This window comes from Sphingomonas sp., from assembly GCF_036388435.1.
Classification (GTDB): Bacteria; Pseudomonadota; Alphaproteobacteria; order Sphingomonadales; family Sphingomonadaceae; genus Sphingomonas.
Genome location: NZ_DASVRV010000046.1, coordinates 272,274 through 292,927, shown reverse-complemented (window position 1 = coordinate 292,927; position 20,654 = coordinate 272,274). Strand labels below are relative to the sequence as shown.

The 20,654-nt window shown below is 70.3% G+C and carries 17 protein-coding genes, 1 tRNA gene and 1 pseudogene; 9 read left to right on the top strand and 10 right to left on the bottom strand.

Annotated features, from left to right (window positions below; all coding sequences use genetic code 11):
• Positions 1-566 precede the first annotated feature (566 nt).
• The 3 genes and pseudogenes from VF592_RS11240 to VF592_RS11230 all read left to right on the top strand — a co-directional run.
• Positions 567-1,277, top strand: coding sequence for a class I SAM-dependent methyltransferase (locus tag VF592_RS11240; RefSeq protein ID WP_331005709.1), 711 nt, complete (start codon positions 567-569; stop codon positions 1,275-1,277).
• Positions 1,278-1,279: 2 nt separating this feature from the next.
• Positions 1,280-2,377: a glycosyltransferase family 2 protein gene (locus VF592_RS11235; RefSeq protein ID WP_331005708.1), complete on the top strand. Its 1,098-nt coding sequence runs from the start codon at positions 1,280-1,282 to the stop codon at positions 2,375-2,377.
• Positions 2,377-2,610, top strand: a pseudogene (locus VF592_RS11230) (DNA-directed RNA polymerase subunit alpha); the annotation flags it as partial. The gene VF592_RS11235 and the pseudogene VF592_RS11230, both read left to right, overlap by 1 nt.
• Positions 2,611-2,669: 59 nt before the next feature.
• Here VF592_RS11230 and VF592_RS11225 read toward each other — a convergent pair.
• Entirely contained in the window at positions 2,670-3,740 is a 1,071-nt protein-coding gene (locus VF592_RS11225) for a catalase family protein (RefSeq protein WP_331005707.1), read from the bottom strand.
• Positions 3,741-3,946: 206 nt separating this feature from the next.
• Here VF592_RS11225 and VF592_RS11220 point away from each other — a divergent pair, with 206 nt between their 5' ends.
• The 3 genes from VF592_RS11220 to VF592_RS11210 all read left to right on the top strand — a co-directional run bounded on the left by VF592_RS11220 (position 3,947) and on the right by VF592_RS11210 (position 9,422).
• Positions 3,947-5,392 (top strand): M48 family metalloprotease, encoded by a 1,446-nt coding sequence (locus VF592_RS11220; protein ID WP_331005706.1) that lies wholly within the window; start codon positions 3,947-3,949, stop codon positions 5,390-5,392.
• A 108-nt stretch (positions 5,393-5,500) separates the two neighbouring features.
• The gene (locus VF592_RS11215) at positions 5,501-7,018 is read left to right on the top strand and encodes an ATPase domain-containing protein (protein ID WP_331005705.1); all 1,518 of its coding nucleotides are present in this window, start codon (positions 5,501-5,503) and stop codon (positions 7,016-7,018) included.
• The gene (locus tag VF592_RS11210; RefSeq protein WP_331005704.1) at positions 7,011-9,422 is read left to right on the top strand and encodes a PAS domain S-box protein; all 2,412 of its coding nucleotides are present in this window, start codon (positions 7,011-7,013) and stop codon (positions 9,420-9,422) included. Before VF592_RS11215 ends, VF592_RS11210 begins: the two co-directional genes overlap by 8 nt.
• Before the next feature lie 10 nt (positions 9,423-9,432).
• On the opposite strand, the gene VF592_RS11205 is transcribed toward VF592_RS11210, so the two are convergent.
• Positions 9,433-9,509: transfer RNA gene (locus VF592_RS11205), tRNA-Arg, on the bottom strand.
• A 63-nt stretch (positions 9,510-9,572) separates the two neighbouring features.
• Between VF592_RS11205 and VF592_RS11200 the strand changes: the two genes are divergently transcribed.
• A complete protein-coding gene (locus tag VF592_RS11200; RefSeq protein ID WP_331005703.1) occupies positions 9,573-10,313 on the top strand; it encodes a queuosine precursor transporter in 741 nt (246 codons plus the stop codon).
• Here VF592_RS11200 and purQ read toward each other — a convergent pair.
• From purQ to VF592_RS11175, 5 genes are all read right to left on the bottom strand, one after another.
• Positions 10,310-10,975, bottom strand: a complete 666-nt coding sequence (gene purQ, locus VF592_RS11195) for a phosphoribosylformylglycinamidine synthase subunit PurQ (RefSeq protein ID WP_331005702.1) — start codon at positions 10,973-10,975, stop codon at positions 10,310-10,312. The two genes, VF592_RS11200 and purQ, sit on opposite strands and share 4 nt — an antisense overlap.
• Positions 10,972-11,202 (bottom strand): phosphoribosylformylglycinamidine synthase subunit PurS, encoded by a 231-nt coding sequence (gene purS / locus VF592_RS11190; protein ID WP_331005701.1) that lies wholly within the window; start codon positions 11,200-11,202, stop codon positions 10,972-10,974. Before purS ends, purQ begins: the two co-directional genes overlap by 4 nt.
• 30 nt (positions 11,203-11,232) lie before the next feature.
• Positions 11,233-12,012: a phosphoribosylaminoimidazolesuccinocarboxamide synthase gene (gene purC / locus VF592_RS11185; protein WP_331005700.1), complete on the bottom strand. Its 780-nt coding sequence runs from the start codon at positions 12,010-12,012 to the stop codon at positions 11,233-11,235.
• Between the two features lie 108 nt (positions 12,013-12,120).
• The gene (gene kynU / locus VF592_RS11180; protein ID WP_331005699.1) at positions 12,121-13,335 is read right to left on the bottom strand and encodes a kynureninase; all 1,215 of its coding nucleotides are present in this window, start codon (positions 13,333-13,335) and stop codon (positions 12,121-12,123) included.
• Complete coding sequence (locus VF592_RS11175) at positions 13,332-14,225, bottom strand: alpha/beta hydrolase (protein ID WP_331005698.1); 894 nt, start codon at positions 14,223-14,225, stop codon at positions 13,332-13,334. The genes kynU and VF592_RS11175 overlap by 4 nt, the downstream gene beginning before the upstream one ends.
• A 95-nt stretch (positions 14,226-14,320) precedes the next feature.
• Between VF592_RS11175 and parC the strand changes: the two genes are divergently transcribed.
• Positions 14,321-16,585 carry a DNA topoisomerase IV subunit A gene (gene parC / locus VF592_RS11170; RefSeq protein WP_331005697.1) on the top strand — a complete coding sequence of 755 codons (2,265 nt, stop codon included), beginning with the start codon at positions 14,321-14,323 and terminating at the stop codon, positions 16,583-16,585.
• Positions 16,586-16,676: 91 nt separating this feature from the next.
• Positions 16,677-18,353, top strand: coding sequence for a bifunctional diguanylate cyclase/phosphodiesterase (locus VF592_RS11165; protein ID WP_331005696.1), 1,677 nt, complete (start codon positions 16,677-16,679; stop codon positions 18,351-18,353).
• Here VF592_RS11165 and VF592_RS11160 read toward each other — a convergent pair.
• The 3 genes from VF592_RS11160 to VF592_RS11150 are packed head-to-tail and all read right to left on the bottom strand — an operon-like array spanning position 18,293 to position 20,645.
• Positions 18,293-19,489: a CCA tRNA nucleotidyltransferase gene (locus VF592_RS11160; protein WP_331005695.1), complete on the bottom strand. Its 1,197-nt coding sequence runs from the start codon at positions 19,487-19,489 to the stop codon at positions 18,293-18,295. The two genes, VF592_RS11165 and VF592_RS11160, sit on opposite strands and share 61 nt — an antisense overlap.
• A complete protein-coding gene (locus VF592_RS11155) occupies positions 19,480-20,076 on the bottom strand; it encodes a CoA pyrophosphatase (protein WP_331005694.1) in 597 nt (198 codons plus the stop codon). Before VF592_RS11155 ends, VF592_RS11160 begins: the two co-directional genes overlap by 10 nt.
• Entirely contained in the window at positions 20,073-20,645 is a 573-nt protein-coding gene (locus VF592_RS11150) for a DUF1285 domain-containing protein (protein WP_414714207.1), read from the bottom strand. The genes VF592_RS11155 and VF592_RS11150 overlap by 4 nt, the downstream gene beginning before the upstream one ends.
• Between the last annotated feature and the right edge of the window lie 9 nt (positions 20,646-20,654).

Below are 20,654 nucleotides of genomic sequence, written 5' to 3'. Positions count from 1 at the left end.
GACAAGCCCGGCCGGCGGGCGGGATGTGGCGAAGCCGCCGTCCCGGCCCGTCCGACGAAGGCCTCGGCGAAAGCCGGGGCCTTTCCCGTTTTCTGCCCTTCTTCGTTCGGGCGCCGCCTCCGCGCACGAACGGCTGCGCGACGCGGTTTCACCGCGTCGGATGTTCGGATCGGTTCAAAAGCACCCACTGGCATATGAAACGAGCCGATGGCCTAAGGGTCGATTTGACAGACCAGCAACAACGTGGCCACCTTGGGTATGTCATAGCCTGGCTCATAGGAGCGCATCATCCCGGAGTATTTCACGCCGCGCGGCACGATCCGCGCCGTTCAGGACAAGTTTTCCGATCAGCCACTCAACATCTTAGCCTATTATAGGACGTGCGGCTGTCTGTCCTTCGCCTGGTCGAGGCTTCGAGCTTGTCTCGGCCTGATCATGCGGCGGGATGGAGAGCGAGCGCGTTGGCATCCGTACGTGAGCATGCGTAGCGAGGGAGCGAGTGCATCGACGGACTCGGGCTCATGACGCGATCCTACCCCGCGGACGTGCATCGTGCGCATAGCGACATGACGGATCAGTCTGCGCGCCTGGTGATGGCGCATCTCATGCCGATTTTCGAGGTCGGCAGCATCGTCGAGATCGGGTGCGGCAACGCCCATTGGACGCGGGCGGGGCTGGAGCTGGGAGCGTCGGACCATCTGGTGGCCGATGGCCCGTGGACTGACCTGTCCGACCTGCTGGTGTCCGCAGATCGGTTCGTGGCGGTCGATCTGACTCGGCCGCTGGCGCTGGGCCGCCGCTTCGACCTGGCGATTTGCCTGGAAGTGGCGGAGCACGTCCCGAGCGACCATGCCGAGAGCCTCATCGACGGGCTGGCGGGCGCGGCCGACGTCGTGCTGTTCGGCGCCGCCATCCCGTATCAAGGCGGCTACGGCCACATCAATGAGCAGCGGCCGTCATGGTGGCGCGACAAGTTCGTCCGGCGCGGCTTCGCGCCCTATGATCTGGTACGGCCCAAGTTCTGGGAGAACGCGTCAGTCCATTACTGGTATCGGCAGAATGCCTTTGTGTACGTGTCGACCAGCAACGGGCGGGCGACCGAGCGTGCGGCGGCCGCGGAGCGCGAGCTCCGCGCGTCTCCGGCGCTGTTCGACGCCGTGCTTCCGGAGCGGTTCGAGGAGGTCGCGTCGTACCGGTCGCTTTCGCTGAAGCGGTTCGCGCGCCGCCTGCCGTCCGCGTTCGCCCTGCGGCTGAAGCAGAGAATCGGGCTCGGCTGAGTATGGGATCGCGCGTCACCACCACTGATCCCGACCAACGGCGTCGCTCCGACCTGCAGGCGAGACGAGGATCGGCGACTAGCGGCTTCCTGCTGGGTCGGAACGCGCTGGCCGACGGCGCTGATGTGCTTTCCGACGAGATGATCGCGATCGACGGCAACGGCGTGCCGACGCTCTCAATCGTGATCCCGACCTTTCAACGGCCCGCGTTCCTGGCGGAGGCCGTCAAGAGCGCGATGGCGCAGGATCACGGCGGGTTGTTCGAGGTGGTCGTGATCGACGACGATCCTCTGTCGGACGGCCACGAACGGCTCCGTGCGGCGATGCCCGACGTCGGAGCGGCGGGCTTCCGCTACCTGCGCAACCGCCGCAACTTGGGAATGTACCCCAACATCAACCGCTGCGTATCGGCCGCGCGCGGGTCGTGGCTCACCATCCTGCACGACGACGACCTTCTTGATCCGGATTTCGCGCGCCGGATGTTCCGCCAACTGGCCGCCCGGCCCGATCTAGACGGGCTGGTCTGCCGCAAGCGGCTGCGCGACCACCGGGCGGTGCCGTTCACCGAGCGCGGGGCCAAGAGGGCGGCCCGGCGGCTGCTGGATCTGTGTCGCTTCCGTGGCCGGGCGGTGCGGCGCATTACGGCGCGCAAGTTGTTCTGGGGCTGCATCGTCGGCAACACGGTGGGCTTCCTGTGCCGGACGGCCGACGTGCGGAGCCTGGGCGGCTTCCTTCCCGAAGAGCATCCCTCGTCCGACTATTTCTTCTACGCGAGGTTCGCCGAGCGCTTCGCGTTGGCCGAAACCCGCAACGTGCTCGCCACAATACGAATCGCGGACAACTCGCTGATGCGCCCCGAGACACAGCTGGCCTGCCTCCGGCGCGGCTACGAGCTCCAGCAGGCCTATGTGGGTACGGTTGCTCCCCGGTGGTGGAGGCGGGTGTCACCGCTACTCATGGCCTGGCAGATCGCGAACACGTCGAGGGTCTGGCGTTCGGACCTCACCCGAGCCGAGACAATCGCCGCGATCGGCATCGAGACGCCGCGCAACCGGCCGCTGCTCCTGCTTATCGCCCGGGCGATGATGCGGGGACTTTAGCCACCGGCCCCGGCGAGGTTCGCGCGGGCGCCATCGCGATCATGAACAAGGGCCTGGTGCTCTATCATCTGGACGAGGGCGCGACGCTCAACATGGAGCTGACCGCCGACACGGGTAGGGGCTATGTTCCCGCCGTGGCGAACCGCCCGGCCGACGCGCCGATCGGCCTGATCCCGGTGGACGCGCTCTATTCGCCCGTGCGCCAGGTCAGCTACAACGTCGATCCGACCCGGTCGACGAAGGCGGCGGCTTCGCTGCCCCCCTCCCCGAATGAGTTCGGGGAGGGCTCCCCTCAATCCGCGATCGCCCCCAGCCCCGTCGGCTCGACCACCGATACTCCGGCGGCCCGCCGTCGCTCGCGCCCCAGGGCGGTATACAGGGCCAGCCGCGCGCGCATGATCCCGCCGAGCGGCCGATGCGTCTCGATCGCATGGGCCGGGGAGAAGGACAGCGCGTCCACGTCGCGGATGCGCGCGGGCGCGGCGGCGTGCTGGGAGGGGAAGCGCAGCGTCGCGACCGGGCGATAGGGGCTCAGCGCCTCGGGCCAGGGGACGCGCGCATTCTCGATCGGCATCGCGTCGGCGTCGGTCCATAGCTGGGCGGCCAGGGTGAAGCCGGCGCCGTGTTCCGCGATCCACGCCGCCGTAGCGTCGCGCAGCGCGCCCGGCGTGTCGGCGTCGAAAGGCAGGTCGGTCTGCGGGGCGGCGGGGAAGGCGGCGAGCTTGGCGACATGATCGCCCCAGCGCATCGGCGCCTGGCTGTAGAACGCCTCCGACAGGGGATGGCGGCGGGGGTGGCCGAGGATGTCGAGATTGGCCGAGGCCAGCCCGACCGCGCCGAGCGCGCGGTTGACGCCGCGCGCCGCTGCCGAGACGCCCGCCTTGATCGTCTGAGGCAAGGGGCCCGCCGCCTCGACCGACGAGATGGCGGCGAGGAAGTGGGTGGGGGTCGCCACGTTGAAGGCGGCGACGTTCTCCAGCACGAAATCCTGCGTGCCGCCCTCGTGCCGCGCGAGCGGCGTGCCGTCCACACCGAAGAGCTTGAGCGACAGCCCGCGGTGCGAGGACACGCCGCGATCGTCCAGGTCCTCGCCGGGCAGATGCGACAGGCGGGCGACGACCGGGTAGCGCCGGCCGGGGACGAAGGCGCCTTGGGCGAGTTCGGGCGGAAGATCGGCGGCGACCGTCAGCTCGCCCTTCAGCGCGGCGATCGTCACGACATGGCTCAATCGTCCGCCCGGACCCGTACCGTCGCGGGCGAGCTTGCCGCCGGCGCGCATCACGGTGGCCATACGGTCGAACAGAGCGGGCTCGTTCGGGTCGATCGTCTCGATATCGGGGGAATAGGGAAGGGGTGGGGACATCGGGAGAAGATAGAACCGGCGCGACGCTTGTGAAGGTCCGGCGGTCGGGCCGGACCCGGTGGCGGGTTCGACCGTTCGGCCCGTTCATCCCTGTCGAGGTCCCTGCATGTTCCTGTTCTTCTCCCGACGCCTGGGCTGCGCGGGTTCGGTGATGCTGTCGCTGGCGTTGAGCCTGCTGGTCCTGTTTCTGCTCGGCTGGATCTGAGGTGGCGCGGTTCGGCATGGCGGCGCTGCTCGCGCTGTTGCTGGCGGGGTGCGGCGGGGCGCCGGCGGAGGGGCCGGTGCAGGTGTCCGAGGCGGACCGGGCGTTCGGCGCGGAGCAGCATCCGCGCCTGCTCGCCGAATTCGGCGGCGCCTATGACGCGCCCGAGGCCGCCTATGTGGCGGGGGTGGGCGAGCGGATCGCGGCGGCGGCGGGGCTGGGCGGGCAATGCGTGTTCACCCTGGTCAACAGCGATGTCGTCAACGCCTTCGCGGTGCCGGGCTGCTACCTTTACGTCACGCGCGGGATGCTCGCGATCGTGGGAAGCGAGGCGGAGCTGGCCTCGGTGCTGGGGCATGAGGTGGGGCATATCGTCGCGGCGCATTCGCGGCGGCAGGAGCGGCGATCGCTGTTCCGGCGGCTGGGGGTGATCGCGGTCAGCCTGACCGGATCGGAGCGGCTGACGCGGCTGGCGGGGCAGGCGGCGCAATATCTCACGCTGCGCTACTCGCGGAACCAGGAATATGAGTCGGACGATCTGGGGCTGCGCTATTTGCAGGCGGCGGGGTACGACCCCCATGCCGAGGGCGAGATGCTGGCGGCGCTGGCGAACAACGAACGCTTCACCGCGGTGACGGCGGGGCGCGACGAGGCGCGGTCGATCCCCGAATGGGCGCGCAGCCATCCCCTCACGCAGAACCGCATCGACCGCGCGCGCGAGGCGGCACGCGCGACCGGGCTGGCGGACGATCAATTGCCCGAGAACGCGCCGGCCTATCTGCGCGAGGTGGACGGACTGTTGTTCGGGGACGATCCCGAGCAGGGTTTCGTGCTGGGGCGCCGCTTCGCGCATCCGGTGATGGGGATCAGCTTCGAGGCGCCGCCGGGGTTCACGCTGACCAACAGCCCGCGCGCGGTGCTGCTGAGCGGGCCGGGCGGGGTGCGCGGCGAGTTCGGGGGCGGGCCGATGCCGGCGGGCGGGGTCGCGGCCTATGCGCAAGCGTTGGCGACCGCGCTGGTCGGCCAGGCGGCGGGTGATGTCGCCGGGGTCGAGCAGGGGCTGGTGGGCGGCCTGCCGTCGGTCGTGGTGCGGATGCGGATCCAGGCGGAGGGCGGGGTCGTGCCGCTGACGATCGCCGCCTATGACAGCGGCGGCGGGCAGGCGCACCACTTCGTGCTGCTGTCGCCACCCGGCCAGGCGGCGTCCGCCGCGAGCGGTGCGCTGATCGGCTCCTTCCGGCTGCTTCTGCCCGAAGAGGCCGCGCGACTGCGGCCCCGCGTGATCCGCACGGTCGAGGTACGGCCGGGCGACACGGTGGCGAGCCTGTCGAGCCTGATGGCGGATGCGCATCCGCAGGCGTTGTTCCTGATGCTCAACGGGCGCGCGGCGGACCGGGCGCTGCGGCCGGGAGAGCGGGTGAAGATCGTGACCTTCGCCCCAGAACGCTGACGCGGCGGAACCGACGGCCTTCACCTATGTTGATGTTTTCAACGGGGAACCACATCAGGAAATGCGGAGCCGAGGGCCGATCCGGCGCCTGGCACGGAGAATGAGCGCGTGAACGACGGTCAACCAAATGGGGCGGGCCCGTCCGCCTGTACCGGGATCGCCGGGCTCGACGACATATTGGGCGGCGGGCTGACGCCCAATCGTCTCTACCTGGTCGAGGGGACGCCCGGCACGGGCAAGACGACCTTGTCGCTCGGCTTCCTGCTGGAGGGTGTGCGGCTGGGGCAGAAGGTCCTCTACGTCACCCTGTCCGAGACCGAGCATGAGCTGCGCGCGGTGGCGGCGACGCATGGCTGGTCGCTCGACGGGCTGGAGCTGGTCGAGCTGGTGGCCGAGGCGGGGCTCGATCCCGATCTGGAGCAGACGCTGCTCCACCCCAGCGATGTCGAGCTGGGCGAGACGGTGCGCGGCGTCATGGACCGGGTCGAGACGTTGAAACCCGAGCGCGTGGTGCTCGACAGCCTGTCCGAGCTGCGGCTGCTGGCGCAGAATCCGCTGCGCTATCGGCGGCAGATCCTGGCGCTCAAGCATTTCTTCTCCAAGCTCAACTGCACGGTGCTGGTGCTCGACGACCGCACCTCGGAGCCGGGCGACCTCCAGCTTCATTCGATCGCGCATGGCGTCATCACGCTGGAGCAGGCGGCGATCGACTTCGGGGCGGAGCGGCGGCGGGTGCGGATCATGAAGTTCCGCGGGCGCAAGTTCCGCGGCGGCTATCACGATTATACGATCGAGACCGGGGGGTTGTGCGTCTATCCGCGGCTGGTCGCGTCGGAGCATCACCGCGAGTTCGCGCCCGATCCCGTGTCGACCGGCGCGGCCGGGCTCGACCGGCTGCTGGGCGGCGGGCTGGTGCCCGGCACCAACACGCTGCTGGTCGGCCCCGCCGGCGTCGGCAAGACGACCACGGCGGTCCAGTGCATGGTCGCGGCGCTCGATCGCGGCCAGCACGCCGCCTATTTCCTGTTCGACGAGCGGCTGCCGACGCTGCTCGCGCGGTCGGCAGCGCTGGGCATGGATCTGGTCCCGCATATCGAGGCCGGGCGGCTGACGGTGCGCCAGATCGATCCCGCCGAGCTGTCGCCGGGCGAGTTCGCGGGTGCGGTGCGCAAGGCGGTCGAGGAGGACGGGGCCAGCGTCATCCTGATCGACAGCCTGAACGCGTATATGCAGGCCATGCCCAACGACAAGTTCCTGATCCTGCAGATGCACGAGCTCCTCAGCTATCTGAGCCGACACGGCGTGGTCGCGCTGATGATCCTGGGCCAGCACGGCGTGATGGGCGACCTGCGCGCCGACGTCGACCTGAGCTACCTGGCCGATTCGGTGATGCTGCTGCGCTTTTTCGAGGCGGAGGGGGAGGTCCGCAAGGCCATCTCCGTGGTGAAGACGCGCACCACCGACCATGAACGCACGATCCGCGAGTTCCGGGTCGGCGCCGGCGGGGTCGTCGTGGGCGAACCGCTCAGCGGGTTTCGCGGCGTGCTGACCGGGTTGCCCGAATACCGCAACGAAAGCGGGCCGGTGATGGGCGGCACGGACCGGGAACGTCAGTTAGTTGGATGACGGCGTCCTGATCCTCGCCCCGCGCGGGCGGGACGCGGCGGTGGCGGCCGACCTGTTGCGGCGGCACGACATACGCTGCGCGACCTGCGACGACCTGCCCGCCTTCGCACGCTCGCTCGCCTCGGGCGCGGGGGCGGCGCTGGTCGCGGAGGAGGCGCTGGTGGGCGAGGGGCTGGACGCGGTCACGGCCTGGCTGGCGGATCAGCCCGCCTGGTCCGATTTCCCCTTCGTGGTGCTCGCCAACGGGCAGACGCGGATGCGCTCGGCCCGCGCCAACGCCACGCTCGACGCCCTGCGCAACGCGGTGCTGCTGGAGCGGCCGCTCCATGCAGAGGCGATGCTGCGCGCGGTACGCTCGGCGCTGGGCGCGCGGGGGCGGCAATATGAGGCACGCACGCGGATCGACGCGCTCCGCGCGAGCGAAGCCGGTTTTCGCGCGAGCGAAGCCAGATTCCACGCGATCACCGATTCGGTCGACCAGATGATCTGGTCGACCCGCCCCGACGGCCATCACGACTTCTTCAACCGGCGCTGGTACGAGTTCACCGGCACCCCGCCCGGATCGACCGATGGCCAGGAGTGGAACGGCGTCTTCCATCCCGACGATCAGGACCGCTCCCGGGGCCGGTGGCGGCGATGTCTGGAAACGGGCGAGCCGTACGAGATCGAATATCGGCTGCGTCACCACAGCGGTGCCTATCGCTGGGTGCTCGGCCGCGCGCAGCCGGTGCGCGACGAGGGCGGGCGGATCACGCGCTGGTACGGGACCTGCACCGACATCGACGACCAGGTGCGCGCGCGCGAGACGCTGGCCCGGTCGCGCGAGGGGTTGGAGGCGGCGGTGGCCGAGCGTACCGCCGAGCTGGCCGATCTCTACGCCAAGACCCCGGTGGCGCTTCATTCCGTCGGCCCGGACAAAAGGCTGCTGAGCGTGTCCGACCGCTGGCTGGCATTCATGGGTTATGGCGATCGCCGCGACGTGATCGGCCGCGAGATCATGGCGTTCATGACTCCCGAGTCCGCGCGCATCCATGTCGAGCGCGACTGGCCCGACCTGCTTCGCACCGGGTCGTTCGACGACCGCCCCTATCGTTTCGTGAAACGGTCGGGCGAGGAGGCGGACGTGCTGCTGTCGGTGCGGCTGGCGCGCGACGCGGCGGGCGGCGTGGTGCGCACCATGGCCTCGGTCGTCGACATAACCGATCGCCTGCGCGCCGAGGCCGCGCGCGACGAGGCGGAGGAGGCCTTGCGCCAGAGCCAGAAGCTGGAGACCATAGGTCAGCTGACCGGGGGGGTATCGCACGACTTCAACAATCTGCTCACCCCGATCGTCGGGTCGCTCGATCTGCTCCGGCGCCGGCATGGCGACGACGAGAAGTCGCAGCGGCTGATCGGCGGCGCGTTGCAGGCGGCGGAGCGCGCGGCGACGCTGACCCAGCGGCTCCTGTCCTTTTCCAGGCGCCAGACGCTGCAGCCGCGCGCGGTCGATGTCGGCGCGCTGATGGAGGGCATATTCGAGCTGGTGATCCGATCGCTGGGCCCGACGATCCGCGTCGCGGTCGCGGTGGAGGGCGATCCGCCGCCGGCATTGGTCGACCCCAACCAGCTCGAACTCGCGATCCTCAACCTGGCGGTCAACGCCCGCGACGCCATGCCCGATGGCGGGGTGCTCGCGATCGAGGTCGCCCCCGTGCTGGTGGCGGGCGGGCGCGGCGATCTCGCCGACGGTTCCTATGTGCGCGTAGCCGTGGTCGACACCGGGGTGGGCATGGACCCGGTGACGCTCAAGCGCTGCGTGGAGCCCTTCTACTCGACCAAGGGGGTGGGCAAGGGAACCGGGCTGGGGCTGTCCATGGCGCACGGTCTGGCCGCGCAGTCGGGCGGCGCGCTGGCGCTCAGCAGCAAGCCGGGGGTCGGCACCCGCGCCGAGCTGTTCCTGCCGGCGGCGAGCGGCGAGGCGGAGGCCCCCCACACCCATGCCGCGATCGTCCCCGCGGTCCGGCGCGCGTCGGTGCTGCTCGTCGACGACGAGGAACTGGTCAGGAGCGGCACCGCCGACATGCTGAGCGACCTGGGGCACAATGTCGTCGAGTCGGCATCGGGCGCCCAGGCGCTGGCGATGCTGCGCGGCGGCATCGAGGTGGACCTGGTCGTCACCGACTATCTGATGCCGGGCATGACGGGCGCCGCCCTGATTCGCGAGCTGCGCGAATTGTGGCCGCGCCTGCCCGTGCTGTTGATCACGGGTTTCGCCAACACCGCCGCGGACGTGCCGGGCGACGTCCCCAAGCTGGCCAAGCCGTTTCGGCAGGCCGACCTGTCGGCACGGATCAACGACCTGCTCGCCGGCCCCTCCGAGGCCCCGATCGAGCGCGCCCCACCCCGACTGCGCGCGGTGGAGTAGAGAGGCGGGCTGGCGCGCCCGGCTGGATTCGAACCAGCGACCACAAGCTTAGAAGGCTCGTGCTCTATCCATCTGAGCTACGGGCGCGCGCCGGCGGGCGGGATAGCGTGGATTGCCTGGGCGCGAAACCGCGATCATGATGCCGCCCGCATGACCGATATCCCCGAGCGGCCCGCGCTGGCCCGCGAGCTTCCTCCCGGCGGCTTTCGCCATTTCGATCTGGTGATGGCCGCCTTCGTCGCGGTGTGGCTGTTGTCCAATGTGCTGGGCGCGGGGAAGGTGGCGCAGGTCGATCTGCCGCTGATCGGTCCCTGGCCGTTCGGGGCGGGAATCCTGTTCTTTCCGCTCAGCTACGTGATCGGCGACGTGCTGACCGAGGTCTATGGCTATGCGCGGGCGCGGCGGGTCATCTGGGTGGGGACGGCGTGCGCCCTGTTCCTGGCCTTCATGTCCTGGGTGGTGGTCGCGCTGCCGCCCGCGCCGAGCTGGACCAACCAGCCCGCCTATGAGGCGGTGTTCGGGCAGGTGCCGCGCATCGTGTTCGCGAGCATCGTCGCCTTTTGGGCGGGCGAGTTCGTCAACGCCTATGTGCTCGCGCGGATGAAGCTGTGGACGGCGGGACGGCATCTGTGGACGCGCACGATCGGGTCGACGGTGGTGGGGCAGGGGATCGACAGCCTCCTCTTCTACCCGCTCGCCTTCTGGGGCGCGGCGGGGTGGACGACCGAGCTGGTCGTGACCGTGCTGTTCACGCAATGGGCGCTGAAGGTCGGGTGGGAGGTGCTGCTGACCCCCGCCACCTATCTGATCGTGGGCGGGCTGAAGCGCGCGGAAGGGGTGGACGTGTTCGACGAGGGGACGGACTTCACGCCGTTCCGGGTGCGGGCCTAGGCGACCGCCTCCAGCAGCCCTTCGAACAGGCGGCGGCCGTCGGTGTTGCCGTGCGCGGGCTCCACGCAGCGCTCGGGGTGGGGCATGAGGCCCAGCACATTGCCCGCTTGGTTGACGATGCCCGCGATATGGCGCGCGGAGCCGTTGACGGGGGCGGCATAGCGGAAGGCGACGCGGCCCTCGCCCTCGAGCCGGTCGAGCGTGTCGGCGTCGGCGAAATAGCCGCCGTCATGATGCGCGACGGGAAAGGTGACGCGCTGGCCGGGGGCATAGCCGCGCGTGAAGGGCGAGCGCGCTTCGCCCACGTCGAGCGCCACGTCGCGGCAGACGAAGTTCAGCTCCGCGTTGCGCATCAGCGCACCGGGCAGCAGCCCCGCCTCCGTCAGCACCTGAAAGCCGTTGCACACGCCGAGCACGGGCATCCCGTCCGCCGCCGCGTCGGCGACCGCGCGCATCACGGGCGAGCGCGCGGCGACCGCGCCCGAGCGGAGGTAATCGCCATAGGAGAAGCCGCCGGGCACCGCGACCATGGCGATGCCGTCGGGGAGGGTCGCCTCGGTATGCCAGACCATTACGGGCCTGGTGCCGGTCACCTGCTCCAGCGCGACGGCGAGGTCGCGGTCGCAATTGGAGCCGGGGAAGACGATCACGGCGCCCTTCATGCGCGCTCGATCCGGTAATCCTCGATCACGGTGTTCGCCAGGAGCTGGCGGCACATGCGGTCGATCGTCGCGTCGTCGGTACCGTCGGCGACCGCCATCTCGATCAGCTTGCCCGCGCGAACCTCGCCCACGCCCTCGAAGCCGAGCGACCCCAGCGCGTGGCCGATCGCGCGGCCTTGCGGGTCGAGCACGCCGGCTTTCAGCGTCACGAAAATGCGGATGTTCATCGGCAAGGGTCCTTCAGGGCCGAGCGGAAGCTATTTGCCCCGGCGTTTCCGGTGGCTGTCCAGGTCGAGCACGGGATTGTCGACGCCCTCGGGCAGCAGCCCCAGCCGGCGCGCGACCTCCTGATAGGCCTCGACCTCGCCGCCCATATCCTGGCGGAAGCGGTCCTTGTCGAGCTTCTCGTTCGTCTCGGTATCCCAGAGGCGGCAACCGTCGGGACTGATCTCGTCGGCCAGGATGATCTTGCCGTAGTCATTGTCCCAGATGCGGCCGAATTCGAGCTTGAAGTCGACCAGCTTGATCCCGACCCCGGCGAACAGCCCCGACATGAAGTCGTTCACGCGGATGGCGAGATCGGCGATGTCGTGCATCTCCTCCTGGCTGGCCCAGCCGAAGGCGGCGATATGCTCGTCGGTGATCATGGGATCGCCGAGCGCGTCGTCCTTGAGGTAATATTCGATGATCGTGCGGGGGAGCTTGGTCCCCTCCTCGATCCCCAGCCGCTTGGAGATGGAGCCCGCGGCGATGTTGCGGACGACCACCTCGATCGGCACGATCTCGACTTGGCGGATGAGTTGCTCGCGCATGTTGAGACGGCGGATGAAATGGGTGGGCACCCCGATCCCGTCGAGCAGGGTGAACACATGCTCGGAGATGCGGTTGTTGAGGACGCCCTTGCCGTTGATCGTGCCCTTCTTCTGCGCGTTGAAGGCGGTGGCGTCGTCCTTGAAATATTGGATCAGCGTACCGGGCTCGGGGCCTTCGTAGAGGATCTTGGCCTTGCCCTCGTAGATCTGGCGGCGACGGGGCATGGTGGGTGGGTTCCTCCGGACAGGGCGCGGCGCCGGGCCGCTACGCGAGCGCGGGCCTATAGGGCAGGGGGGCGGGGGGTGCAATCAGGAGGGGCGGGGCCGTGGCGATCAGGTGACCGCCAGCCGGGTCGCGAACCGTTCCTCGCGCCAGGGTTCGGCCGCCATCACCTCGCGCAGGCGTTCGCCCGCGCGCCAGACGTCCTCGTGGCTCAGATAGAGCGGGGTCAGCCCGAGGCGGAGGATGTCGGGATCGCGGAAATCGCCGATCACGCCCCGTTCGATCAGCGCCTGGGCGAGGGCGTAGGCGTGGGGGTGGCGGAAGCTGATATGGCTGCCGCGCCCGGCCGGGTCCAGAGGCGTGACGCAGGGGAGGCCGGCGGCTTCGCCGGCCCTGGCGAGGATGTCGAAGAGCGCGGCGCTCTTGGCCGTCAGCGCGGGCCAGTCGATATCGGCCCAGAGGTCGAGCGCACCCTCGAGCGAGGCCATGGCGAGCATGGGCGGGGTGCCGACGAGCCAGCGCTTCATGCCCGGCGCCGGCTGGTAGCGATCGGCAAAGGCGAAGGGTTCGGCATGGCCCATCCAGCCGGAGAGGGGCGATTCCAGATGCTCGTGCCAGCGTTCGGCGACGTGGAGGAAGGCGGGGGCGCCGGGGCCGCCGTTCAGATATTTGTAGGTGCAGCCGACCGCGAGATCGGCGCCCGCCGCGTTCAGCGCGACGGGGACGGCGCCGGCGCTGTGGCTCAGGTCCCAGAGCATGAGCGCCCCCGCTTGGTGGGCGCGGGCGGTCCAGGCGGCCATGTCGAAGCGCTCGGCCGTCTTGTAATGGACATGGGTGAGCATCAGCACGGCGGTGTCGTGGCCGAGCGCGGCCTCCAGATCGGCGCGGGGCACGGCGCGCAGCGTCGCGCCGGGAACACAGGCCACCGCGCCCTCGGCGATATGGAGGTCGGTGGGGAAGTTGCCGAGCTCGCTGACGACGACGCGGCGTTCGGGATCGATGCGAAGTGCCGCCACCAGGGCCTTGAAGAGATTGGCGCTGGTCGTGTCGCCGACGATCACTTCGTGCGGGGCGGCGCCGATGAGCGGGGCGACCTTCATAGCCAGGCGCACCGGCGCGTCGATCCAGCCCTCGTTCCAGCTACGGATCAGCCGGTCGCCCCATTGGCGGTCGACGCAATCGGCGACCGCCGCGCGGCCGGCATGGGTGAGGGGGCCGAGCGAATTGCCGTCGAGATAGATGACGCCCCCGGGCAGCGCGAACCGGTCGCGAAGGTGCGCGAGCGGATCCGCCGCGTCGAGCGCGCGGGCCTGTTCCAGCGTCATGGTCGCAGTTCCTTCAGGATCAGGCGCTTGGCCTGCGCCCAGGCCGCGGTTTCGGGAGCGATGAGTTCGACATGGCCGGTGCGCGGCGGGACGTGGAGCGTGACCCGGTCGCCGGCCGCGCGGGCGCGGGCGCGGTAATCGGTCGCCATGCGGAAGGGGATGATCCGATCCTCGCGTCCGTTCACCAGATGCTGGGGCACGCCGAGCGGGAGCAGGCGGGGGACGGAGGTGTCGGCATAGGGGTCCGCGCGCCCGCTGCCGACGAGCCTGGCGACGACATCGGTCCCGCAGCCATTGTCGGGACTGGTCGCGGTCGCCTCCAGGTCGGGGAGGCCCCCGAGGCTGACGACCTGGGCGATCGGGAGCGGGTCGGAGCCGTGGAGCGGACTGGTCGCCGGGAGCTTGCGGCGCCCGGCCAGCCAGAGGGCGAGGTGGCCGCCCGCCGAGTGGCCGACCGCCACGACGCGGCGCATGTCGAGCCGGTGGGCAGCGGCATGGGTTCGGAGTGCGTCGGCGGCCTTGGCGACATCGGAAAAGGTGCCGGGATAGCCGCCGCCCGCACGGTCGACGCCGCGATAATCGATGTTCCACACCGCGACCCCGTCGCTTCGAAGATCGGCCGCGATCCAGTCCATCAGCCGGCGGTCGGCGATCTTCGTCTGCCAGCATCCGCCATGGACCATCAGCACCACGGGATGCGGGCCGGGGCCGACGGGGAGCCAGAGATCGGCCTGCTGCAGCTGGTCCGGGCCATAGGCGATCGTCGCATCGGGGTCGGGGCGGCGGCGTTTCGTCAGGTCGGGCCAGGTGAGCAGGGGCCGGTCGATGGCGGTCAGGACCATGGGCGCGGGCGTTCCGAGCAGGAGAGCGGCGAGGAGAGCGGACGGCATCGGCGCGGCTTACCCCAGCTCGATCCGCGATCCCAGCGCCGGCGATCCGAAACATTTGTGGAACATGCCCCATCTGCGCTATCCGATGCGCGACCATGGCCATCGACACGACCGATCCGCTCGACACGCCGCCCATCGGCATCCTCGACGCGCCCTTCGACAGCGCGCTGTCGGAGCGGTATCTGGTCTACGCGCTGTCGACGATCACCGCGCGGTCGCTGCCCGACGTGCGCGACGGGCTGAAGCCCGTGCACCGGCGGCTGCTCTGGGCGATGCGGCTGCTCCGGCTCGATCCGACCCAAGGGTACAAGAAATGCGCGCGCGTCGTCGGCGACGTGATCGGCAAATATCATCCGCATGGCGACCAGTCGGTGTACGACGCGATGGTCCGGCTCGCCCAGACCTTTTCGCTGCGTTATCCGCTGGTCGACGGGCAGGGCAATTTCGGCAATATCGACGGCGATAACGCCGCCGCCTATCGCTATACCGAAGCCCGGCTGACCCCCGTCGCGATCGACCTGATGGACGGGCTGGACGAGGACGCGGTCGCGTACCGGCCCACCTATAACGGCGAGGAGCAGGAGCCCGAGCTGTTCCCGGGCATGTTCCCCAACCTGCTCGCCAACGGCGCGGCGGGGATCGCGGTGGGGATGGCGACGAGCATCCCGCCGCACAACGCCGCCGAACTGCTCGACGCCGCCATCCTGCTGGTCGACGATCCCGACGCCGACGACCGGGCGATCCTGGGTCATGTCACCGGCCCCGATTTCCCGACGGGCGGGCTGGTCGTGGACCCGGCGGCGGCGATCGCCGAGGCCTATGCGACCGGGCGCGGGTCGTTCCGGGTGCGTGCGCGCTGGTCGATCGAGCGGGAAAAGGGTGGGGGCTGGACCGCGATCGTCTCCGAAATCCCCTACGGCGTCCAGAAGGGCAAGCTGATCGAGCAGATCGCCGCGTTGATCAACGACAAAAAGCTGCCGATCCTGGCCGATGTGCGCGACGAATCGGACGCCGAGATCCGCGTGGTCATCGAGCCGCGTAGCCGCACCGTCGACGCGGGGGTGCTGATGGACGGGCTGTTCCGGCTGACCGACCTGGAAATCCGCGTGCCGCTGAACCTGAACGTGCTCGACAAGGACCGCACGCCGCGCGTCATGTCGCTGCGCGCGGCGCTCGCCGCCTGGGTGGAGCATCAGTTCGTGGTGCTCCGGCGGCGGAGCGAGCATCGCCTGGCCAGGATCGCCGACCGGGTCGAGCTGCTCGACGGCTATCTGGTCGCCTATCTGAACCTCGACCGGGTGATCGAGATCATCCGCACCGAGGACGAGCCCAAGGCGGTGATGATCGCCGAATTCGCGCTCAACGACCGCCAGGCGGAGGCGATCCTCAACATGCGGCTGCGCAGCTTGCGGCGGCTGGAGGAGTTCGAGATCCGGCGCGAGCGCGACAAGCTTGACAAGGAACAGGCCGGGCTGGCGGCGCTGCTCGCCGACCCGAAGAAGCAGCGCAGCCGGTTGAAGCGCGACTTGGGCAAGATACGCGACCGTTATGGCCCGGAGACGGTGCTCGGGCGGCGGCGCACGACGATCGAGGAAGCCGCGCCGACGCGCGACATCCCGCTGGAGGCGATGATTGAGCGCGAGCCGATCACCGTGATCCTGTCGCAGCGCGGCTGGGTGCGAGCGATGCGCGGGCATGGCGACCTGTCGAGCCCGGAGACGCTGAAATTCAAGGAAGGCGACGGTCCCGCCTTCGCCTTCCACGCGCAGACGACCGACAAGCTGTTGCTGGCGGCGGAGAATGGGCGGTTCTTCACGCTGGCGGCGGACAGGCTGCCCGGCGGGCGCGGCTTCGGCGAGCCGGTGCGCGCGGGGATCGACCTGGACGGGAGCGTCGGCGTGGTCGCCTTTCTGCCCGCGAGTCGGCAGGACAAGCTGCTCCTCGCGGCGAGCGACGGGCGCGGGTTCGTCGTGCCGGTGGCGGAAACGGTGGCCGAGACGCGCAAGGGCAAGGCGGTGCTGACCCCGCGCGCCGGAGCCAGGCTGAAGATCGTGCGGCCGGTGTCGCCGCGCGCGGATTATGTGGCGGCGATCGGCGAGAATCGACGGATGCTGGTGTTTCCGCTGTCGGAGCTGCCCGAGCTGGCGCGCGGCACGGGCGCGCAGCTCCAGCGCTACCGCGACGGCGGGCTGTCCGACGCGATCGCCTTCACCTTCGCCGAAGGGCTGTCCTGGCCGATGGGCGGCGCGGGGGGCCGGACGCGCACCGAGGCGGACCTGACGGGCTGGCGCACCGCGCGCGGCGCGGCGGGGCGGATGCCGCCCAACGGCTTTCCCCGCGACAACCGGTTCACGCCCTGATCCACCAACAGGTCTTGTCGGTCCGGCATGAAGGAGCTGGGAGAAGTGGGGGTTTAGATGGCCTTAACCCACGTCACCCTAGACCGGTCCCATGCCGGCCCAGCTTCTCAATCCCCTCGCGGTGGCACCCCCCGCTCTGATCGAGCGGGCGATGGAGCTGATCTCGATCCCGGCCGCGCATGTGGTGCGCGAGGGCGACCGATCCTCGATCCTGGCGAGCAATCGCGCCTTTCGCCTGGCCCGGCTGGCCTGCCCCTATGACGACAAGCTGCTGTCGCCGACGCTGGACGCGCATGTGGCGCTGTTTCTCGAAACGAGCGACCTGCGCGCCGAGTTCGAATGGGCGATCGGCGATTCGATCAACGCGCGCTTCTTTCGGGTCACCGCCGCGCGGATGACGGCGGTCGTCGGCGACCGCTGCACGCTGAGCTTCGTCGACCATACGGGGCAGGAACGCAGCGAGCGCAACCTGCGCCGCGAGATGACCACCGACAGCCTGACGGGGTTGCCCAATCGCGAAGGCTATGGCGACCTGGTCGACGCGGTCGAGCAGCGCCGCGACCGCCATGCGGTGCTGGTGATCAACCTCCAGCGGTTCGGGCGCGTCAATGCCTGCCTGGGCGGCCTGGCGGGCGACGAGCTGCTGATAAGCGTCGCGCGGCGGATCAAGGGCGCGCTGCGCGCCCGCGACGGGCTGGCGCGGATCGGCGGGGACGAGTTCGCCGTGTTGCTGGAGATCGACGAGGAGCGCATCGAGGCCGAGCATGTCGCCCGGCGGATCGAACGCGCGCTCGTCGCGCCGTTCCGGCTGTCGGACTACCAGATCCGCGTGGACGTGGCGGTCGGGATCGCATTCGGCGCCGATCGCACCGATGGCGACGAGGATTGGGGCGACGAGCTGGTCCGCCACGCCCAGTTCGCGGCCAAGCGCGCCAAGATGAGCGGGCGCGTCGAAATCTATCAGGTCCAGGCCTTCACCGCGGCGCGGCGCCAGTTCGCGATGGAGACCCAACTGCGCCGGGCGGTCGAGCAGCGCACGCTTCGCCACGAATATCAGCCGATCTGCGACCTGGCGACGGGACGCGTAGTCGCCTTCGAGGCGCTGGCGCGCTGGACGGACGAGGAAGGCCGCGAGGTGTCGCCGGCGGACTTCATCCCCGTCGCGGAGGAATCGGGACTGATCGTCCCGCTCGGCCGCTGGGCGATCGAGGAGGCGACCCGGGCGCTGGCCGAATGGGACCGGCGGGCGGGCGGCGATTGCGGCGTTCAGGTCGCGGTCAATCTGTCGTCGATCCAGCTGCAGCGCGACCGGATCGTCACGCTGGTCGACCGGGCGCTGTCCGAAGCGGGGCTGTCGGGACAGCGGCTGAAGCTGGAGCTGACCGAATCGGCGCTGGTCGCCGATCCCGACCGGACTGCACGCCTGATGCGGGCGCTGAAGGAACTGGGCACGACGATCGCGATGGACGATTTCGGAACGGGTTATTCGAACCTGGCGCTGCTCCAGAAACTGCCCATCGACATCCTCAAGATCGACCGGAGCTTCATCACCGACATGCTCGCCGACCGGGACAAGGTGGCGCTGGTCCGCGCGATCCTGAGCCTCGCCCAGGCACTGGGGATGCGGACGGTCGCGGAGGGGGTCGAGGCCGGCGAGCTGGCGCAGACCCTGTCGGCGCTGGGCTGTCAGATGGGGCAGGGCTTTTTCTACGCCCGCCCGCTTTCCCCCGACGCGGCGTTCGCGATGATCGCGTCCTCCACCAGCTGATCGGGAAGTGCGGCGGGGAAGCCTTGGGCGATCCAGGCGGTCTCCAGCGCCCGGAGCGTCCGCGCGACATCCGGACCCTTGGCGAGACCGCGCGCGACGAGCGTGCCGCCGGTGACCGGCAGGCGCGGCGGCGTCCAGTTTCGCAGGTCGTCGATCGGCTGGTCCGCCAGCAGCAGGCGGTCGACCGCGCTCTCGATCCCCGCGCGCCAGGCGAGCCCGCGCGGACCCTCGTCGCCGATGCCGGTTCGCGCCGCGACGAGGCGCTTGCGGTCGGCGTTCGACAGTTTCAGCCGGGCGCCGACGCCATCGGCCGCCTCGGCGGGCAGTAGCGCGGCGAGCCTGCGGATCGCGTCGGGCGCGATGCGCGCGCGCGTTTCGGCCGCTTCGAGCCGGGCGAGCCGGTCGACCCCGTCCGGCGCGATCTCCGGCAGCACGGCGCGCAGGATCGCGTGATCGACCATCAGCCGGATCACCGCCACCGCGTCGCGCGCGACCAGGAGCTTGAGGAGTTCGGCCGCGATCCGCTCGCGCGACAAGGCCATCAGGTCGTTGGCGCGCGCGGCGCAGGCGGCGAGGCCGTCGCCGTCGACGGTGGTCCCGAAGCGCGCCTGGAAGCGGAAAAAGCGCAGGATGCGCAGATGATCCTCGGCGATGCGCCGATGCGGGTCGCCGATGAAGCGTACGCGACCGGCCGCGATATCGGTGCGGCCCCCATGATAGTCGAACACCTCGCCCGACAGCGGATCGGCATAAAGCGCGTTCATGGTGAAATCGCGCCGGGCCGCGTCCTCCCGCCAGTCGTCGCTGAACGCCACCACCGCGTGCCGCCCGTCGGTGGCGACGTCGCGGCGCAGCGTGGTGACCTCGACCGGGCCGGACGGCAGCACCGCCGTCACCGTACCGTGCGCGAGACCGGTGGGCACGGCGCGGATGCCGGCGGCGCGCAGCCGCTCGACGACCCGGTCGGGGGTGAGCCGGGTCGCGATGTCGACGTCGGAGACCTCCAGCCCCAGCAGCGTGTCGCGCACGGCCCCGCCGACGAAGCGCGCATCGCCCGCCGCCGCGCCGAGCACGGTCGTCAGCGCCGCCAGTCCCGCGCGCGCGCGCCAGGGGGCGGGCGGCAGGATCAGGTCCATCGCAGCCGCCGCGCGAGGTTGACGATCATCGCCGCGGTCGCGCCCCAGATGCGGCGTTCCCCCCAGGCGATCTCCCAATAATCGCGCCGCCGCCCGCGCCAGTCCATGTGCGCGCGGACATGATTGGCATGGTCGAGCAGGAAGCCGAGCGGGACCTCGAACACGCTCGCCACCTCCGCCTCGGCCGGGCGGAGCGCGAGATCCGGGGGGACGACGCCGATCACGGGCGTCACGTCGAAGCCCGTGACCGTCCGGTAGCGGTCGGCGGTGCCCGCCACCTGGACGCGCTCGCGGGGCAGGCCGATCTCCTCCTCCGCCTCGCGCAGGGCCGCCGCCACTGCGTCGCGGTCGCCGGGGTCGATGCGCCCGCCGGGAAAGGCGATCTGGCCCGCATGGGTGCGCAGGGACGCGGTGCGCTGGGTCAGGATCACGCCCGGCTCGGTCCGATCGGTCACGGGGACGAGCACGGCGGCGGGGATCGGCGTGTCGGGCGCCTGGCCGTCGAGGTCGCCACCATCCCCGGCCATGAGGTCGAGCCCGCCCGCATCGCGCGTGAGCGCGGCGCGCAGCCGATCGGCCAGCGTCATCCCTGCGCGGGCAGGGGAAAGAACGCGCCGTCGCTCCACACGCCCGGCACGTCGTCGTCGCCCGCGATCGCGCGGTCGGCGAGGTCGTAATAGACCGGGCGCGCGACCAGCGCCTCCAGGCCGGCGCGGACGGTGAGATAGGGGCGCAGGCCATCGCCCATGTCGTCGACGGCGAAGCGCAGGGGGTGGTCGGGGCCGGCGGTCACAAGATCGCCCGTGTTGAGCCGGAAGGCGAGCCGTGCCTCGGCTCCGTCGCCCTCCGCCTTCATCTCGACGGCGGTGAAGGGCGCGTCCTCGACGTCGATGTCGAGCTTTTCCACCGGCGTGACGAGCACGAAGCCGCCGTCCGGCTCGCGGCGGAGGATGGAGGAGAAGAGCCGCACCATCGTCTCGCGGCCGATCGGGGAGCCGTCGTGGAACCAGGTGCCGTCGCGTGCGATCCGCATCCCCGAATGACCGCAATGGGCGGGGTTCCACTTGTCGACCGGGGGCAGCTTGGCATCGGCGGCGAGCTGCGCGATCTGGCTGAGCGACAGTGAATGGAGGTCGGGCTGGTCGGGCATCGGCATGGACGGGGA

What these genes read in the sequence shown, in the direction of transcription:
- VF592_RS11240 (WP_331005709.1), top strand. Translation starts at nt 567, where the DNA reads ATGACGGATCAGTCTGCGCGCCTGGTGATGGCGCATCTCATGCCGATT.
- VF592_RS11235 (WP_331005708.1), top strand. Translation starts at nt 1,280, where the DNA reads ATGGGATCGCGCGTCACCACCACTGATCCCGACCAACGGCGTCGCTCC.
- VF592_RS11225 (WP_331005707.1), bottom strand. Translation starts at nt 3,740, where the DNA reads ATGTCCCCACCCCTTCCCTATTCCCCCGATATCGAGACGATCGACCCG.
- VF592_RS11200 (WP_331005703.1), top strand. Translation starts at nt 9,573, where the DNA reads ATGACCGATATCCCCGAGCGGCCCGCGCTGGCCCGCGAGCTTCCTCCC.
- purQ (WP_331005702.1), bottom strand. Translation starts at nt 10,975, where the DNA reads ATGAAGGGCGCCGTGATCGTCTTCCCCGGCTCCAATTGCGACCGCGAC.
- purS (WP_331005701.1), bottom strand. Translation starts at nt 11,202, where the DNA reads ATGAACATCCGCATTTTCGTGACGCTGAAAGCCGGCGTGCTCGACCCG.
- purC (WP_331005700.1), bottom strand. Translation starts at nt 12,012, where the DNA reads ATGCCCCGTCGCCGCCAGATCTACGAGGGCAAGGCCAAGATCCTCTAC.
- kynU (WP_331005699.1), bottom strand. Translation starts at nt 13,335, where the DNA reads ATGACGCTGGAACAGGCCCGCGCGCTCGACGCGGCGGATCCGCTCGCG.
- VF592_RS11175 (WP_331005698.1), bottom strand. Translation starts at nt 14,225, where the DNA reads ATGCCGTCCGCTCTCCTCGCCGCTCTCCTGCTCGGAACGCCCGCGCCC.
- parC (WP_331005697.1), top strand. Translation starts at nt 14,321, where the DNA reads ATGGCCATCGACACGACCGATCCGCTCGACACGCCGCCCATCGGCATC.
- VF592_RS11165 (WP_331005696.1), top strand. Translation starts at nt 16,677, where the DNA reads ATGCCGGCCCAGCTTCTCAATCCCCTCGCGGTGGCACCCCCCGCTCTG.
- VF592_RS11160 (WP_331005695.1), bottom strand. Translation starts at nt 19,489, where the DNA reads ATGGACCTGATCCTGCCGCCCGCCCCCTGGCGCGCGCGCGCGGGACTG.
- VF592_RS11155 (WP_331005694.1), bottom strand. Translation starts at nt 20,076, where the DNA reads ATGACGCTGGCCGATCGGCTGCGCGCCGCGCTCACGCGCGATGCGGGC.
- VF592_RS11150 (WP_414714207.1), bottom strand. Translation starts at nt 20,645, where the DNA reads ATGCCGATGCCCGACCAGCCCGACCTCCATTCACTGTCGCTCAGCCAG.